Below are 16,225 nucleotides of genomic sequence, written 5' to 3'. Positions count from 1 at the left end.
GTTGAGGTGGCTGTATGACCCTCAGCCGCAAGCGCGGGTATCTCCGTGTCGAGGATGATGAACAGGATGTTGTAGAGCGGTGGTCCCTGCCTGACTATGACGAGAAAAACGCACCACCACGCCAGACGGCAATGAACTATGATCCGGCATGGCATCCGGACGCTTTTGAAGAAATTGAGGAAGAACCTGCTCCACAGCCACTCACTGCAAGCCAGTTGGAAGCTATCCAGCAAAGCGGTTATGACGAAGGCTTTGCTGAAGGCCGTAGTGCCGGGCATGAAGAAGGCCTGAAAACCGGTCATGAAGAAGGCTATGCCAAAGGTCATGAAGAAGGCCGGGAAGCAGGTCATGCCGAAGGCCTTGAAGCAGCAAAAGAAGAGATAAAGCAGCATTGTGAGGCTTTACAGAAAGCTGTCGCAGAGCTGTCAGTACCCTTGAAGTCAGTGGACAGTGAAGTAGAAAGTACATTGCTTGATGTGGTGGTTGCCCTGACGCGGGAACTGATTGCCGTTGAAGTGGCGACAAACCCACAGGTTATCCTTGAGACAGTTCGGTCAGCCGTGTCGTCTCTTCCAATGGCAGACAGACAGGTAAAAGTGTCCCTCCATCCGGATGACTACCAGATAGTGCTTGATGCCTTGGGCGAGCAAGGGATTGCAGACCGTCAGTGGAAAATGATGGCTGAGCCTGCGCTGAATCGGGGTGATGTCCACCTGGTATGTGATGACTCCAGTGTGGATTACCGGATGGAAGAGCGGGTCAAATCCCTTCTCACACAATTTATTGGCAATAACCAGGTAAAGAAAACAGTTAATGAACAACCTGAAGAGCCGGCTTCACAGCCTGAAGACCAGTAACCTTGCCCCCCGGCCTGTTGCATCCGGGAAGCTTCGCCGGGTGGTGGGCCTAACGCTTGAGGCAATTGGTTGTCGGGCACCGGTTGGAAGCCTCTGTAAGGTTGAAACGCTCAATGGCTTTATGGAAGCTGAAGTGGTTGGCTTCTCCGGTGAAAGCCTTTTCCTTATGCCCAGCGAGCAAATCTCCGGTGTACTGCCTGGGGCAAGGGTAACCCCTATTCATGGCGAATCTGGTATTCCGGTCGGCCCTCAACTGCTGGGCCGGGTGATAGATGGTGTAGGTAACCCCCTGGATGGTAAGGGAGATATCTACACGGATGATCGTGCCCCTTTTGTTGTCCCTTCAATCAACCCACTGGCCAGGAAACCTATCTCAGAGCCTCTTGATGTCGGAATCAAAGCAATTAATGGCTTGTTAACTGTCGGAAAAGGACAGCGTATTGGCCTGTTTGCCGGCTCTGGTGTCGGTAAATCGGTAACGCTGGGGATGATGACCCGGGGAACAACCGCACAGGTCGTTGTGGTCGGGCTGATTGGTGAACGTGGACGCGAAGTTAAGGAGTTCATTGACGAAATTTTGGGTGAAGAAGGCCGGGCACGCTCGGTTGTTGTTGCTGCCCCGGCAGATGCTTCGCCATTGATGCGACTGAAGGGGTGCCAGACTGCCCTTACCATCGCAGAATATTTCCGAGACCAGGGGCTGGATGTACTGCTGTTGATGGATTCACTTACCCGCTTTGCACAGGCCCAGCGTGAGATTGCGTTGTCGGTCGGTGAGCCGCCCGCGACCAAAGGTTACCCACCGTCAGTATTTGCCAAACTGCCAGCACTGGTAGAGAGGGCAGGGAATGGTGGTGAAGGACAGGGGTCGATCACCGCATTTTTCACTGTTCTCACAGAAGGTGATGACCTTCAGGATCCTATTGCGGATGCATCCCGGGCCATTCTGGATGGGCACATAGTCTTGTCACGTGAGATGGCCGATGCCGGGCACTACCCGGCAATTGATGTTGAACGTTCAGTAAGCCGTGTAATGCCCGCGATTGTGGATGAAGAACACATGCTTATGTCCCGCGCGGTAAGGCAGGTACTGTCGGTATGCCGTAAAAATCAGGATCTGGTATCAATCGGTGCATACAAACCTGGTACGGATCCCGCTATCGACCAGGCATTCTCCTTGAAGCCCAAACTTGATATGTATCTTCAACAGGGTATGAAAGATGTCGTGCCTTACCAGATGTGTATCAACATGTTGCGCTCATCATTGCAGGGGTAATGGGATATGGCAGATGCAATGAGCCTGCTGCTGCAAAAATCCGTGGATGATGAAGAGAATGCCCGCCGCGCGATGTTGGCTGCTCAACAGGCGTTGGACAGTTATAAGTTGCAGCTTAGCCAAATTGAGAACTATCGCCTGGAGTACTTCCGACAAATGACTGAGCGCGGTAAGGGAGGTCTGACAGCCTCGTCTTACGGGCACCTGAATAAGTTTATTAACCAACTGGATGAAACGCTGGTTAAACAGCGTAATGCCGGTGTCCAGTTCGAAGATAACCTTGAAAACAGCCGTCAGCATTGGCTGGCTTGCCGCCAGCAACGGAAATCTATCGAGTGGCTGATAGAAAAGCGTCAAAAAGAAGCGGCAATGGCGGCAGAAAAGAGAGAGCAAAAGCTGATGGATGAATTTGCTGCGTTGTCATCACGCCGGCAGAACTTATACTGAAACTTATAAAAATCATGGAAATATAGTAACTTTCGCCCGTCCTCCAAATTTCCTTCAAAATCCTTACCACTATGGCGTGATATTTGCTTTTCATATATCAAAGCGTTAAGCCGGACGAACCAGAAAGACTATCTGTCTGTTCGTCTGGAAGAAATACACCACAAAAAAGCAGGTAGAGACCATGTCGCAATCTGAAATTCGCCTTATGCCGCAAATGTTCAGCAAAGCAAAAGCTGCAGAGCAGGCAAAAACCGATGCTCCCGAAGGAGGGGATGATGGCGAATTCTCAGCAAAGTATGCAGAACTCTCTGATGTCAAAAATGTAGCCTCAGAAAAAGCACTGAAGGCCGGGGAAACACCTGATACTTCAAGTGCCGGAGTTGAGGATGCGGAGCTTTCCCTCAAAAAACTTGATGGTGGCGAGCCAGGCGCTGAAGAAAGTTCAGGTTCTTCTGCACAATCAGAGACGGAACAGGACGAGACTGCTTCTGAACTGCTTTCTTCTTCAAATCAAGATCATTTACCAACGGATTCACCCGACAGCCTACAGAAAGTCGCAGAAGAAGGTGGCGCACTGCTTAACGAACTCAATCAAGCCAATTCAACGCTTAAAGGCGTCTCTGAGGGCAATGTTGATGTTGGGGCAGAAGGCAAAACCTTGCCGCTCAATGCAATAAGCCCGGAAGAAGCGACATTGGCATTGGCAAAAGCCGGTGACCGTGGCGATGCAGAATTGGTGTTTGATGCCAACGGCAATTTGGTTCAGGTTGTCGATCTTGATGGCGAGCCCGCAGCGACTGACCCAGACGTTGTTGTCGGGAAGATTGATGCTGGCGCAGGGCAGCAGTCAGTACTGCCATCTGACGGTACTGAAGTGAATCCACAGTTAAATTCAGATGTAGCTCTGCAGAAAAGCTCGGAGGGTTCCCAGGAAAAATCTGATGCGGTTCTGGTGAAAAGCCAAAAGCCAGGTAAGGCTGAAATAACCGGTGACACTGACTCTGGGTTGCCAACGATTGATACACCGACAGTGACAGCTTTGTCTTCAACACCCACAGCAGTGGGGCATTCTGTTTCTGGTGAAGGGGCGTACAACCAGGGAGTCGGTGTCGGGACTATACCCCAGGAAGGTGTAGCAGACTATTCGGTTAAATCAGAAGTGCTTGCCAAGGGTGAAATGCCAGGTTCTCAGGTTGCACCTAAGGCTGCTTCCGACCAGGTATCTGTGGCCCAGACTCTTCAGTGGGGGACTCCCGCCCACGCTACAGGCACTGATTCAGGCAATTCTGCTTCCGTACAACCTAATTCCCAGGCTTCGACACCGCTTTCCCAGGCTGCACTCCTGACGGGTATGGCGGCCCAGGCTCCGACTCTGTCGCCAGAACAACTGCGTAATATCATGGCCTCTGGTGGAAAAGTGAAAGGTATGGAAGCGGCTTTGCAGGCCCTTTCAGCGACGGAATCAGAAAAGGCAGCAATCAAGCCGGGAACTGAGTACAATCAGGCCGGTTTACCACATTACACTGCGCAGCTTTCATCTCCGTTGATGCAGGGCAAAGGCGACACGGCAAATGCCCAGCCTCCACTCGTTCTTCATAAAGACCCGGATATGGCATCCAACCAGCTTGCTGACCGGGTTAATGTCATGTTGTCGAAGAACCTCAAGCAGGTTGATATTCGTTTGGACCCACCCGAGTTGGGACGCATACATATCAAGATGGGGATTAACAACGATCAGGCGACTGTCCAGTTTACGGTAAGCAGCCATCATGTGCGGGATCTTGTTGAGCATGCTATGCCAAGGCTGCGTGAAATGCTCCACCAGCAGGGTCTTCAACTGGCTCAAAGTTCGGTAGACCAACAGGACTTTGGTCGACAGGCACAGCAGCAAGCCCAACAACAGGCTCAGCAGCATGGACAGATGGCATCTCAACAGCAAGGAAACGGTGGGTCAGGCTCCGGTTTTGGGCGAGGTGGTGACAGCTCCGCTGACGCCTTGCCGGATGATGCTTCAGCAGGGAGTAACTGGTTTGTTTCTTCCTCACGTGACCGGGTGGACTATTATGCGTAACAGCGTAATTAGTTTAACTGCCTGATGGGAAAAAACGGCATTTAACCATACACTTAACAGTAAGCAGTTAACCCGTGTGAGCATAAGGAAAAGAGGATTTCTTCTATGGCAGATACCGATGACGAGCAGCAACCCCAGGGTGGTGGCAAGAAAAAGCTGATTATTATCATCCTTGCTGTCGTTATATTGCTCGGCGGGGGCGGAGGAGCAGCATTTTTCTTTCTGATGGGGAGTGATTCCTCAGACATGACAACAGTTTCTGCGGCTCCGGCTGAAGAGGTAATTCTTCCCGCAAACTATATCAACATACCAGAACCTTTCATTTTTAACGTTTCCGGGAAAAAGCGGCAACGAATGGTTCAGGTCAAAATACAGTTGATGGTTCGCGGAGACGAAAATGAAAAGCTGGCAATGGATAACATGCCTTTGATTGAGCACACATTGCTGACATCCCTTGCCGCTGCAACCGTAGAGCAACTCCGTACTGCTCCGGGACAACTTGAAGTCCGGAAGCAGGCAGCTGATGCGGTCAAGGCTGCCATGCAAAAAGTAGTGGAAAAAAGCGTGGTGGAAAGGGTACTTTTCACCGACTTTGTAATGCAATAGGTGCATTGTGACAGACTTACTAAGCCAAGACGAAATTGATGCGCTCCTTCATGGCGTAGATGATGACGAGGAAGAAGAGGTCGTCGAATCCCCCGATGGGACATCGGCTGTCAGCTTTGATTTTTCCTCTCAGGATCGAATTGTCCGTGGTCGAATGCCGACCCTGGAGCTTATCAACGAGCGTTTCTCTCGCCATATGCGCATCAGCCTGTTTAACATGCTGCGCAAAACTGCCGAAGTGTCGATTAACGGCGTGCAGATGGTGAAGTTTGGTGAGTACCAAAATACCCTGTACGTGCCAACCAGCCTGAATATGGTGCGATTCCGCCCGCTCAAGGGAACCGCGTTGATTACGATGGAAGCCCGGCTGGTTTTTATTCTGGTAGATAATTTCTTTGGTGGTGACGGCAGGTTCCACGCACGTATCGAAGGACGTGAATTCACCCCGACAGAACGCCGGGTCGTCCAAATGCTCCTCAAATTGGTGTTTGAGGATTATAAAGATGCCTGGGCTCCGGTGATGGCGGTTGATTTCGAGTACCTGGATTCAGAAGTAAACCCGGCGATGGCAAATATTGTCAGCCCGACAGAAGTTATCGTTGTCAGTTCTTTCCATATTGAACTTGATGGCGGCGGTGGTGATTTCCACGTCGTCATGCCGTACTCCATGCTTGAGCCAATCCGTGAATTGCTCGATGCCGGTGTCCAAAGTGACAAAATGGACACCGATGTCCGGTGGAGCAAGGCACTGCGCGATGAAATCATGGATGTAGAAGTGGATATGCGTGCCAAGTTGCTTGATACCACTCTTACTCTCCGTGATTTGATGGAGCTTCAGGTGGGGGATATTATCCCGATAGACATGCCGGAATCCTGTACCGTATACGTCGAAGATTTGCCGACATACCGCGGTAAAATGGGGCAGAGCAACGGTAACCTGGCAATTAAAGTGACGGAAAAACTCAAACGTCCGGAAGTAGCCAAATCTGAACTGGTACTGCTGGATGGGCCTGGCAAAGGCAATTTAATTGAAAACCTTGAAGAAGATCTTGATGATTCGCTGGACAACAAAGCGAATTAGCGGGCATAACAGGTGGATGACACATGGCTCCAGATGATATTGAAGACGATTGGGCAGCAGCCCTGGCTGAACAGGCAGAAGTAGAGGGTGGTGAAGACGTACAGGCCGCACCTCTTGAAGAGCTTGAAGATGACAGCGTAGCCCTCAGCAGCGAAGAGCAGAGAAAGCTGGATACGATTCTGGATATACCAGTGACCATATCCATGGAAGTAGGCCGGACTCAAATCAACATCCGTAACCTTCTTCAGCTTAACCAGGGCTCGGTTGTTGAGTTGGATCGCGTGGCAGGTGAATCCCTGGATGTTCTGGTTAATGGTACGCTTATCGCCCACGGTGAAGTGGTGGTGGTCAACGATAAGTTTGGTATCCGCTTGACTGATGTAATCAGCCAAACCGAACGTATCAAAAAGCTCCGTTAACTGTTTCCTGAATAGGCATGAACACATGAGCATGCAAAGTGCAAAATGCAGCAGGAAATATTACCTGGCAGGCCTATGGCCTGCCTTGGTGTTTTTCTGCAACCCGGCAATTGCCGCGCCATCCGGCGAATTGAATATGGCCACAACCTTTGCGGCCCTGATATTTGTCCTGTGCCTGATATTGGGCCTGGGGTGGCTGGCAAAAAAAATGCGCCTTCCCGGCACCATGGGAGGACAGGGGAACATGCGTATTATCAGCCAGATGCCGGTAGGTCAGCGTGAACGTATAGCTGTTGTGCAAGTTGGTGAGGAACAGCTGGTCGTAGGCATTACCAGTCAGAATATCACCCTGTTGAAAACACTGGAAAAACCGCTGGAGGAAAAAGCGGGCGGAGGGAAAGACTTTGCTTCTCAACTGGGCCAGATTATCAGGAAAAACAATGCGTCTTAACGTCAACGTTGTACTCCCGTGTATTAAAGCGTGCCTGTTGTCCGTACTGTTGCTGCTTGCCGTACCTTTTCAGGTGCATGCGGAGTCAGAAGACAGCGCCGTTCCTGCACAGGAAAGCGTGACGGAAACGATGATGGGTAAAGAGGGCAGTGCGTCTACCATTGTGCGCCGTTCTGCCGGACCGGGTATTCCTGCCTTTACGATGAGCGTGAACCCGGACGGTACTGAAGATTACTCTGTGTCACTGCAAATCCTCGCATTGATGACGCTGCTCGGCTTCCTGCCGGCTGTAGTTATCCTGATGACTTCTTTTACCCGGATTGTGGTGGTGATGGCCATCCTCAGGCAGGCACTGGGTCTTCAGCAAACACCTTCCAACCAGGTGGTTATCGGTATAGCCCTGTTCCTGACCCTGTTTATTATGTCCCCGGTGTTCGACCGTATAAACACCGAAGCTGTCCAGCCCTACATCAATGAAACTATTACTGCCAGGGAAGCCTTTGACAAGGGACAGATACCACTGCGCGAGTTTATGCTGCGGCAGACCCGGGTAAAAGATTTGGAAACCTTTGTAAATATGTCCGGCTCCTCGGCAAAAGAGCCGGAACAGGTACCTATGACGGTATTGATACCGGCGTTTGTCACTTCAGAGCTGAAGACTGCATTCCAGATTGGTTTCATGTTGTTCCTGCCATTTTTGATTATCGACCTTGTTGTGGCATCGGTATTGATGGCAATGGGTATGATGATGCTTTCCCCTATGATTGTATCTCTGCCGTTTAAGTTGATGCTCTTTGTGCTTGTTGATGGTTGGAACCTTATTCTTTCGACCCTCGCCGGCAGCTTTGGGTAAGGAGGACTGATGACTCCTGAAGCGTTTGTCGGTCTGTTCCAGGATGCGCTGCAACTGGTACTGGTAATGGTGACTGCTGCCGTTGTTCCCGGCTTGATTGTCGGCTTGATAGTGGCAATATTCCAGGCGGCAACGTCTATCAACGAACAGACCCTGAGCTTTTTGCCGCGTCTTATTGCGACACTGATTGCCCTGATGTTTTTTGGGCACTGGATGACCCGTCTGTTAATGGAATATTTCTTCCGCATGGTGGATGAAATTCCCCACATCCTTTACTAGGGCTCGGAATGGAATATCCGGCAGACGTCGTCCTTACAGCTTTGGCCAACTACTTTTGGCCGTTTGTGCGCATCTCCTCGATGATGATGGCGATGACGTTTTTTGGCGCACGTTTTGTCCCTGCCCGGGTCAGACTCTACCTGGCACTGGCGATAACCCTGGCGGCAATGCCTGTGTTGCCGGCCATCAAGCCGGGCCTTGAGGTATTTTCTCTTCCCGGGTTTATCGTGACTTTCCAGCAGATCGTCATTGGCGTGGCTATGGGGCTGATTACCCAGTTCATAACCCAGACGTTTGTTATTCTCGGCCAGATTGTCGGTATGCAATCCAGTCTCGGTTTTGCATCAATGGTTGACCCGGCCAATGGGCAGAATACGCCGGTACTGGGTCAGTTTTACCTGTTTCTTGCATTGATGCTCTTTCTGGCAACAGATGGGCACCTGGCGATGATCCAATTGGTGGTGATGAGCTTCAAGACACTGCCGGTTGGAGACATGATGGATAAAGCCAATTTCCGGGAATTGGCACTTTGGTTCGGCATCATGTTTAAAGTTGCCCTCAGTATGTCTTTGACGGCTGTTATTGCACTGCTGACGGTTAACCTCTCCTTTGGCGTGATGACCCGTGCAGCCCCCCAACTGAATATTTTTTCGGTCGGTTTTGCATTCGCATTGCTGGTCGGTCTCTCTATCAGCCTGTTCCTGTTGTCCGGGATCTATCCTCATTACGAGAATTACTGGCAGACAGGGATGGAGAAAATGTGTTCCCTTGTTCGTGTTAATTGTTCGGGGTAAAGGACGATGGCAGAGAACGACGGTCAGGAACGAACAGAAGACGCCACGCCCCGAAGGCGTGAGCAGGCGCGGGAAAAAGGCCAGGTACCGCGCTCAAGGGAATTGGCATCCGTCGCCGTACTGGTAGTCGGTGCAATTTCACTTATGTGGCTGGGTAGTGGACTTGCTGAGAGCCTGCGTGAAATCATGGTGCGCTTTTTCAGCCTGTCACGAAAAGAGATCTTCGACTTTTCAGAACTGGGCCTGATTGTTTTTGGCGCTCTGGTAAACCTGATTTTGCCTCTTGGTATCACCCTGTTTCTCCTGTTTCTGGCCGGTTTTATAGGTACTGCGGCGGTCGGTGGAATTTCATTTTCCTGGGAAGCTGCCCGGCCTAAAGCCAATAAAATGAACCCGCTGAACGGCCTTAAGCGTATGGTGGGAAAGCAAAGCGCCATCGAGTTAATTAAGTCCATCCTCAAGGTGATTTTGGTTGGTGGTGTGGCCGGGTACCTGATTTGGGGAAGCCGTGAAGACTTCTTCCAGCTAAACAGTGAAGTCTTTCCGGTCAACATGTTCCATGCTCTGGACCTTCTGACAAACTTTGTCCTCCTTATCTGTTGCTCCCTGTTGGTGGTCGTTGCCATAGACGTGCCTTTTCAGATCTGGCAGCACAACGACCAGCTCAAAATGACCAAACAGGAAATCAAGGACGAGTATAAGGAAACAGAAGGTAAACCGGAGGTGAAGGGGCGTATCCGGATGTTGCAACGTGAAATGGCCCAGCGACGTATGATGGCGAATATTCCTCAGGCTGATGTGGTCATTACCAACCCGGAACACTACTCAGTGGCACTGCGTTATGACACTAAAATAGACGCAGCTCCTGTGGTTGTTGCCAAAGGTATCGATTTTACCGCCCTGAAAATAAGGGAAATAGCATCACAGCACGATATAACTATCGTCGCGGCTCCGCCTCTTGCCCGTGCCGTCTACTACAGTACAGAATTGGAAGAGCAAATCCCCCACGGTCTTTTTGTTGCCGTTGCCCAGGTTCTTGCCTACGTATTCCAGCTTAAACAGCACAGAAAAGGCAAAGGAAGCAAGCCAAAAGGCCTGACTCCGGATAAAATGCCTATCCCAACAGATCTTGCACGCTAATCAATGATGTTGCTCATTGCACAGCAACGTATTTTTGACGAAACTTCTGGTGCAATTTTTGCTTTTTAGCCCTTAGAGAACTTAGAAAAAGAGATAAGCAGCGGCATGCTAAACAAACTGAAAATCGCCCTTCCCCAATCAGGCAGATTCCCGGCAAACCGCTTCAGTTCAATGCCAGCCGTCGGTGCTCCGGTACTGGTTCTGGCTGCTCTGGCAATGGTCATGTTGCCAATGCCCCCGCTGCTTCTGGACCTCAGCTTTTCATTTAACATCGCGCTTTCGCTGGTGGTGCTGCTGGTAACTATCTATACCCGGCGTCCTCTCGATTTCGCTGCATTCCCGACAGTTCTCCTGGTTGCAACTCTCCTTCGTCTTGCGCTTAACGTTGCGTCGACGCGGGTGGTGCTGCTTTACGGCCATGAGGGGCCAGGTGCGGCGGGTGATGTGATTGATGCCTTTGGTTCCGTGGTTATCGGCGGTAACTATGCTGTTGGTCTGGTTGTCTTCCTTATCCTGATGATTATCAACTTTATGGTGGTCACCAAAGGTGCCGGCCGTATATCTGAAGTCAGCGCCCGTTTTACCCTGGATGCCTTGCCAGGTAAGCAGATGGCAATTGATGCAGACCTCAACGCTGGGTTGATTGATCAGGAGCAGGCGAGAACCCGGCGTTCAGAAGTGACTAAAGAAGCAGATTTTTACGGCTCGATGGATGGTGCATCCAAGTTCGTAAAAGGTGATGCCATTGCCGGTATCATGATCCTGTTTATCAACATTATCGGTGGCCTTTCCATCGGTATGGCCCAGCATGGACTGAGCTTTTCTGATGCGATAGAAATTTATACCCTGCTGACAATTGGTGATGGCCTGGTTGCCCAGATCCCATCGCTGCTGCTGTCCATCGCCGCTGCCATTATGGTAACTCGTCAAAATACTGACGAGGATATGGGACAGCAGGTCATCTTCCAGCTGTTTGACAACCCCAGGGCATTGGTTATTTCGACCGGTATCCTTACTGTAATGGGTATTGTGCCGGGGATGCCTCATATCCCGTTCCTGCTTTTGGCGGTTTGTTGTGGCGGGATGGCGTACTGGAAAATCAAACACCAGAAAAAAGAGGCAGAGAAGAAGCTCGCGACAGATGCGGCTGCACCGGTTGTCGCTGCCAAACCCAAAGAACTTTCCTGGGATGATGTTCAGCCTGTTGACGTCATCGGACTTGAAGTGGGCTACCGTCTGATTCCGATGGTGGACCGTGACCAGGGCGGCGAATTGCTTGACCGAGTGAAAGGTGTCCGCAAGAAGCTTTCCCAGGATTTTGGTTTCCTGGTTCCGCCTGTTCATATCCGAGATAACCTTGAACTGCCACCGAACAGCTACCGCATCACCCTGATGGGGGTTGCCGTAGGCGAGGCCGATATCCGGCCTAACCTGGAATTAGCGATTAACCCCGGACAGGTGTTTGGCTCGATTGACGGGGAAGTGGGCCGGGATCCGGCATTTGGGCTTGAAGCCGTATGGATTGAAGACAACCAGCGGGAGCATGCCCAGGCCCTGGGTTATACCGTTGTGGATTCGGCCACCGTGTTGGCAACTCATCTCAGCCAAATGCTGACAAACAACGCAGAGCGCCTGTTGGGTTACGAAGAAGTACAGAACCTAATCGAAATGCTGGGTAAACAATCACCAAGGCTGGTGGATGGATTCATACCGGATGTACTGTCACTGGGTGTCGTGGTTAAAGTGCTCCAGAACCTGTTGAATGAAGCTGTCCCTATCAGGGATATTCGCTCTATCGTACAGACCCTTTCGGAATATGCGCCCAAGAGTCAAGATCCTGACATCCTGACCGCCGCAGTGCGTATCACGTTGCGTCGCCTTATTGTTCAGGAGATTAACGGAACCGCACCAGAACTGCCTGTCATCACTTTGGCCCCTGAGCTGGAACAAATGTTGCATAAAACCATGCAGGCTTCCGGTGGTGAGTCTTCCGGTATTGAACCGGGTCTGGCGGAACGTTTACAACAGTCCCTCACTGAAGCCACACAACAACAAGAACTTAAAGGCGAGCCTGCAGTACTGCTGACTTCCGGCGTTCTTCGGGCCACGTTGGCGAAATTTGTTAAAAACACTATTCCGGCTCTTAGGGTTTTGTCTTACCAGGAAGTACCGGATGAGAAACAGATTAGAATCGTTTACGCCGTAGGTAATTAAAACCAATTGGTCACTGACGCAAATTAACCGTGTAGATCGGGAAAGTAATTGTGAAGATTAAGCGATTTTTTGCCAAAGATATGAAAACAGCACTGGCGCAGGTAAAGGATACCCTGGGCGCGGATGCCGTGATTATGTCGAACAAAAAAGTCACGGGCGGTATCGAAATCGTGGCGGCAATAGACAATGAGCCGCCGCAGACAGAACCCCGCCGTAACGAGTTGAAAGAAAAACTCGCAGACGAATTGCGTCAGGTTAAGCGTAAACTGGCTGACGATAAGGTACAGATTGGCCGCCAGGCACCTGCACAACAAGCACATCCTGAAAAACGTGAGCGTGGCACTTTCTCAAACCTTCTTAAACGCTACGTAAATCAGGATGGCAGCTTGGATGAGGCTGAAACTGAAGCTGACAGCCTGAGCGCTTTGCTGCAACGTCAGGCCAATCGCGGAAACGGTGGTGGACACCGTCAGGAAAGCCGTGATAACGGATATGGCATGCCTCGCAATCGCTACATGGATGACCAGCCAGCCCGCAACCGCCGCCGTGAAGATGCAGATCCCAATCCATTTAACCGTCTTGGGCATAAAAATGGTTCAGGGCAGGGTAACCGTGCTTTAGGCCCTGGGCCGAAGCGGGCGCAGGAGCACTCTCTGTTTTCCCGTAATGGGCAAGACAGCCATGAGCGCCAGTCCCCCCGTCTGGATCCGACCCGCTATGACAAAAACAGCAACCAGCAGAACCCGACTGAAATTGATGCGATGCGCCGGGAAATGGCCTCGATTCGCAGCCTGCTTGAGCACCAGCTATCCGGGCTGATGTGGCAGGAAGTGGAGCGTCGGGAACCGCTACGCGCCATGCTGATAAAACGTCTTGAAAAACTGGGGCTGTCCTCAGAATTTGCCGATCAACTGGCCGGCTATATCCCTGAAAGTACACCGGCTAATGAAGCCTGGACAGAACTGATGGATTTGCTGGCAGATCAGGTGATTACCGTACGAGGCAATCTTCTGGAAGCCGGTGGTGTCATTGCCCTGCTTGGCCCAACGGGCGTAGGCAAAACAACAACAATTGCCAAACTGGCTGCACAGGCCGCCATGGAGTTTGGCCCGGAAGAAATTGCGCTGGTTACTACAGATACTTACCGTATTGGTGCCCACGAACAACTGGCAACATACGGTCGGATTTTAGGTTGTCCGGTTCGAGTCGCTAAAGATGCTGATGACTTGGCCGACATACTTTATCAATTGCGTCACCGTCGACTTGTCCTTCTTGATACAGCAGGAATGGGTCAGCGAGATATCCGTCTTTCGGAACAGCTCGATACCCTGATGCAAAACAGCGGGGCCGATATTAAGAGCTTGCTGGTAATGCCAGCTACCGCTCAGCGTCGGGTTTTACAGGAGACTTTGGAGCACTTTAGACGTATTCCACTGTCAGGTTGTGTACTTACCAAGTTAGATGAATCCCTGAGTCTCGGAGAAGTGCTGTGCGTTACGCTTGAGAATGCGCTTCCAGTCGCTTACCTCGCTGATGGTCAGCGGGTGCCGGAGGATATTCGCCCTGCAAGTGGGAAATACCTCGTCAGACGTGCCTGTGAACTGATGGACAACAACGAGGAACAGCAACCACATTTCTGGAGCAATGATTCACTCGAATCGAACGCGGCGGACTACTATGATTGAAACAATGAACCACGATCAAGCAAGCGGCCTCCGCCGCCTCACAACGCCTCGCCGCACTAAGGTAATTACGGTTACCGGTGGGAAGGGTGGCGTCGGTAAAACCAACGTGACCCTGGGTATGGCTGTATCCATGGCAAAACAGGGCAAAAAAGTCATGGTCCTGGATGCGGATCTGGGGCTGGCTAATGTCGATGTATTGTTGGGGCTTCGCGTTGGGCGAAACCTGTCCCATGTGATGGCTGGCGAATGTGACCTGGAAGATATTCTGGTGGAAGGTCCTTATGGCCTTAAAATTATCCCAGCTTCTTCCGGTACGAGAGGCATGACAGACTTGAGCCCGGCGCAGCATGCTGGGTTAATACGGGCATTTGGTATGCTCGATGAAGATGTGGATGTTCTGTTGGTTGATACCGCAGCCGGTATTTCAGACATGGTTTTGAGCTTTTCGCGTGCAGCCCAGGACGTGGTTGTCGTAGTATGCGACGAGCCCACATCCATCACAGATGCATATGCACTGATTAAAATATTGAGCCGTGAGCACGGTGTTAACCGCTTTAAAGTGGTTGCAAATATGGTGCGCAGTTATCGTGAAGGTAGGGACTTGTTCACGAAACTGACACGTGTAACTGAACGTTTTTTAAATGCTAATCTAGAATTAGTAGCATGTGTCCCATTAGATGAACGAGTGCGTCAGTCTGTGAAAAAACAGAAAGTGGTTGTCGATGCGTTTCCACAGGCACCTTCTGCCCTTGCACTGAAAGCACTGGCCAACAAAGCACTATGCTGGCCGCTACCTCGTACTCCGAGCGGTCATCTGGAATTTTTTGTAGAACGGTTACTGATTCGGGATCAGGCCTCAGGAGAGTAATTGCGTGAACAGGGCTCTCACATACAGCCGTGCAAGCCTGGACTCGCAAGCGTTTTTGGAGCGCTTTTCGCCACTGGTTAAGCGCATCGCCCACCACTTGATTGGGCGGTTGCCGGCAAGTGTCCAGGTGGAAGATTTAATACAGGCTGGAATGGTTGGGCTGTTGGAAGCCCAACAAAATTATGACCCGAGTAAAGGCGCCAGCTTTGAAACCTATGCTGGAATCCGTATTCGCGGTGCGATGCTGGATGATATTCGCCGGGGGGATTGGGTACCCCGTTCAGTCCATAAGGCCAGTCGCCAGATTTCTGAAGCGATTTCGGTACTTGAAGGGGAATTGAGCCGGGATCCAACTGATGTCGAAATAGCCGGGCATCTCAATATAACGCTTGAGCAGTACTATCATGCTCAAAATGACATCAATAATGGCCGATTAATTGGTTTGGAAGATGTTGGAGTGTCAGAAGATGCCTTCGTCTGTGATAAAATCCGGGAAGAAAATCTTCCCTTTGAAGACGTGGCTGAAGATAATTTTCGCGAATCACTTGCTGAAGCGATTCGCTCGCTGCCCGAAAGAGAAGCCTTGGTGTTGTCTCTTTACTATGACGAAGAACTTAACCTCAAAGAGATTGGTGCCGTTATAGGGGTTAGTGAGTCAAGGGTTTGCCAGATTCAGAGTCAGGCAATGCAGCGTTTACGTTCCAAGCTATCATCTTGGGTAAATGCTTAATAATTAGCAAAATATAACGAGACCTCAGGCGGAGGCAACTTTGGATAAAAACATGAAAATCCTCGTTGTTGATGACTTTTCAACAATGCGTCGAATCGTGAAGAACCTGCTTCGTGATCTCGGATTCAACAACACGCAGGAAGCTGATGATGGGCTGACTGCTCTTCCTATCCTCAAGAAAGGCGGCATCGATTTTGTAATTACTGACTGGAATATGCCAGGTATGCAAGGAATCGATTTGCTGCGCCAAATCCGTTCTGATGCAGAACTGAAGCATCTCCCGGTACTGATGATTACAGCCGAAGCAAAGCGTGAGCAAATTATTGAAGCCGCTCAGGCCGGTGTTAACGGCTACATTGTGAAGCCATTTACAGCAGCAACGCTGAAAGAGAAGCTCGATAAGATCTTCGAGCGTATGTAATCCCTTTCACTCGGCCAAAAGGATTGACACGCT

The 16,225-nt window shown here is 50.8% G+C and carries 17 protein-coding genes; all 17 read left to right on the top strand.

The window, feature by feature from the left end:
- The first annotated feature begins 14 nt into the window (after nucleotides 1-14).
- Nucleotides 15-857 (top strand): flagellar assembly protein FliH, encoded by an 843-nt coding sequence (locus tag NF212_RS13130; RefSeq protein ID WP_434356315.1) that lies wholly within the window; start codon nucleotides 15-17, stop codon nucleotides 855-857.
- Nucleotides 814-2,133 carry a flagellar protein export ATPase FliI gene (gene fliI / locus NF212_RS13125; RefSeq protein ID WP_434356313.1) on the top strand — a complete coding sequence of 440 codons (1,320 nt, stop codon included), beginning with the start codon at nucleotides 814-816 and terminating at the stop codon, nucleotides 2,131-2,133. Before NF212_RS13130 ends, fliI begins: the two co-directional genes overlap by 44 nt.
- A gap of 6 nt (nucleotides 2,134-2,139) precedes the next feature.
- The gene (fliJ, locus tag NF212_RS13120; protein ID WP_434356311.1) at nucleotides 2,140-2,580 is read left to right on the top strand and encodes a flagellar export protein FliJ; all 441 of its coding nucleotides are present in this window, start codon (nucleotides 2,140-2,142) and stop codon (nucleotides 2,578-2,580) included.
- A gap of 181 nt (nucleotides 2,581-2,761) precedes the next feature.
- The gene (locus NF212_RS13115; protein ID WP_434356309.1) at nucleotides 2,762-4,651 is read left to right on the top strand and encodes a flagellar hook-length control protein FliK; all 1,890 of its coding nucleotides are present in this window, start codon (nucleotides 2,762-2,764) and stop codon (nucleotides 4,649-4,651) included.
- Between the two features lie 105 nt (nucleotides 4,652-4,756).
- Nucleotides 4,757-5,257 carry a flagellar basal body-associated protein FliL gene (fliL, locus tag NF212_RS13110; protein ID WP_434356307.1) on the top strand — a complete coding sequence of 167 codons (501 nt, stop codon included), beginning with the start codon at nucleotides 4,757-4,759 and terminating at the stop codon, nucleotides 5,255-5,257.
- Between the two features lie 7 nt (nucleotides 5,258-5,264).
- Nucleotides 5,265-6,338 (top strand): flagellar motor switch protein FliM, encoded by a 1,074-nt coding sequence (fliM, locus tag NF212_RS13105; protein WP_434356305.1) that lies wholly within the window; start codon nucleotides 5,265-5,267, stop codon nucleotides 6,336-6,338.
- Between the two features lie 23 nt (nucleotides 6,339-6,361).
- Nucleotides 6,362-6,757, top strand: coding sequence for a flagellar motor switch protein FliN (gene fliN, locus NF212_RS13100; protein ID WP_434356303.1), 396 nt, complete (start codon nucleotides 6,362-6,364; stop codon nucleotides 6,755-6,757).
- 25 nt (nucleotides 6,758-6,782) lie between these two features.
- A complete protein-coding gene (gene fliO, locus NF212_RS13095) occupies nucleotides 6,783-7,208 on the top strand; it encodes a flagellar biosynthetic protein FliO (protein ID WP_434356301.1) in 426 nt (141 codons plus the stop codon).
- The gene (gene fliP / locus NF212_RS13090; protein WP_434356299.1) at nucleotides 7,198-8,061 is read left to right on the top strand and encodes a flagellar type III secretion system pore protein FliP; all 864 of its coding nucleotides are present in this window, start codon (nucleotides 7,198-7,200) and stop codon (nucleotides 8,059-8,061) included. The genes fliO and fliP overlap by 11 nt, the downstream gene beginning before the upstream one ends.
- Nucleotides 8,062-8,070: 9 nt before the next feature.
- Nucleotides 8,071-8,340, top strand: a complete 270-nt coding sequence (gene fliQ / locus NF212_RS13085; RefSeq protein WP_434356297.1) for a flagellar biosynthesis protein FliQ — start codon at nucleotides 8,071-8,073, stop codon at nucleotides 8,338-8,340.
- A gap of 8 nt (nucleotides 8,341-8,348) precedes the next feature.
- Entirely contained in the window at nucleotides 8,349-9,134 is a 786-nt protein-coding gene (gene fliR / locus NF212_RS13080; RefSeq protein ID WP_434356295.1) for a flagellar biosynthetic protein FliR, read from the top strand.
- Nucleotides 9,135-9,140: 6 nt separating this feature from the next.
- Nucleotides 9,141-10,274: a flagellar biosynthesis protein FlhB gene (flhB, locus tag NF212_RS13075; RefSeq protein WP_434356293.1), complete on the top strand. Its 1,134-nt coding sequence runs from the start codon at nucleotides 9,141-9,143 to the stop codon at nucleotides 10,272-10,274.
- A 171-nt stretch (nucleotides 10,275-10,445) separates the two neighbouring features.
- Nucleotides 10,446-12,488, top strand: a complete 2,043-nt coding sequence (gene flhA / locus NF212_RS13070; protein ID WP_434360885.1) for a flagellar biosynthesis protein FlhA — start codon at nucleotides 10,446-10,448, stop codon at nucleotides 12,486-12,488.
- 50 nt (nucleotides 12,489-12,538) lie between these two features.
- On the top strand, nucleotides 12,539-14,173 hold the full coding sequence (flhF, locus tag NF212_RS13065; RefSeq protein ID WP_434356291.1) for a flagellar biosynthesis protein FlhF: 1,635 nt from the start codon (nucleotides 12,539-12,541) through the stop codon (nucleotides 14,171-14,173).
- Nucleotides 14,166-15,041, top strand: a complete 876-nt coding sequence (locus NF212_RS13060; RefSeq protein WP_434356289.1) for a MinD/ParA family protein — start codon at nucleotides 14,166-14,168, stop codon at nucleotides 15,039-15,041. Before flhF ends, NF212_RS13060 begins: the two co-directional genes overlap by 8 nt.
- A 4-nt stretch (nucleotides 15,042-15,045) precedes the next feature.
- Complete coding sequence (locus tag NF212_RS13055) at nucleotides 15,046-15,771, top strand: RNA polymerase sigma factor FliA (RefSeq protein ID WP_434356287.1); 726 nt, start codon at nucleotides 15,046-15,048, stop codon at nucleotides 15,769-15,771.
- 52 nt (nucleotides 15,772-15,823) lie between these two features.
- A complete protein-coding gene (gene cheY, locus NF212_RS13050; protein WP_054672242.1) occupies nucleotides 15,824-16,192 on the top strand; it encodes a chemotaxis response regulator CheY in 369 nt (122 codons plus the stop codon).
- Nucleotides 16,193-16,225 lie beyond the last annotated feature (33 nt).

The sequence above is a fragment of the Parasalinivibrio latis genome (assembly GCF_036825535.1).
GTDB lineage: Bacteria > Pseudomonadota > Gammaproteobacteria > Enterobacterales > Vibrionaceae > Parasalinivibrio > Parasalinivibrio latis.
The sequence above is the reverse complement of the archived record's forward strand: the minus strand, read 5'-3'. Positions and strand labels throughout refer to the sequence as shown.